Origin of the sequence: Paraburkholderia sp. BCC1885 (assembly GCF_900996235.1) — a bacterium.
Classification (GTDB): domain Bacteria; phylum Pseudomonadota; class Gammaproteobacteria; order Burkholderiales; family Burkholderiaceae; genus Paraburkholderia.
This window is the reverse complement of record NZ_CAAJGM010000175.1, coordinates 1-435: the sequence shown is the minus strand read 5'-3', so window position 1 is coordinate 435 and position 435 is coordinate 1. Positions and strand designations below refer to the sequence as shown.

Genomic DNA, 435 nt, shown 5'->3' with positions numbered 1-435 from the left:
CGCCTCGCAAGAGGCGATCGACCAGCGCATGGGCGATCTCACGCGCGTGCTCGGCGACGCCGTGCACATGAACCCCGACGACGCGGCCCGCCAGCGCTTTACCGACGAGCTCGCGAAGATCGTCTGCGCACCCGGCACGGCGCCGGTCCACACCACGTCCGAGGGCTTCCAGGCCAGCGTGGCCACGCTGGTGCGCATCAACGACACGGCCGAGAACCGCCACGATCTGAACCTGATCCGGCAGAACATCGAGCTGTTCCTCGACAACGTGCAGAAAGTCGTCAACATGCAGTTCGACACAGGACAGCGGCGCATGCTGACCCGGGCGCTGGTGCGCCTGGTCGGCGACGGGTCGGTCGCCGACCGCGAGTGACACCGCGCGGCGGCCGCCAGCCGCCGCGCGCTTTCCGACCCATCGCGAACCATCCAACCGTG

The 435-nt window shown here is 69.0% G+C and carries 1 pseudogene; it reads left to right on the top strand.

Features of this window, described 5'->3' with window-relative positions:
* A pseudogene (locus tag FQ755_RS16205) lies at positions 1–373 on the top strand (hypothetical protein); the annotation flags it as partial.
* Positions 374–435 lie beyond the last annotated feature (62 nt).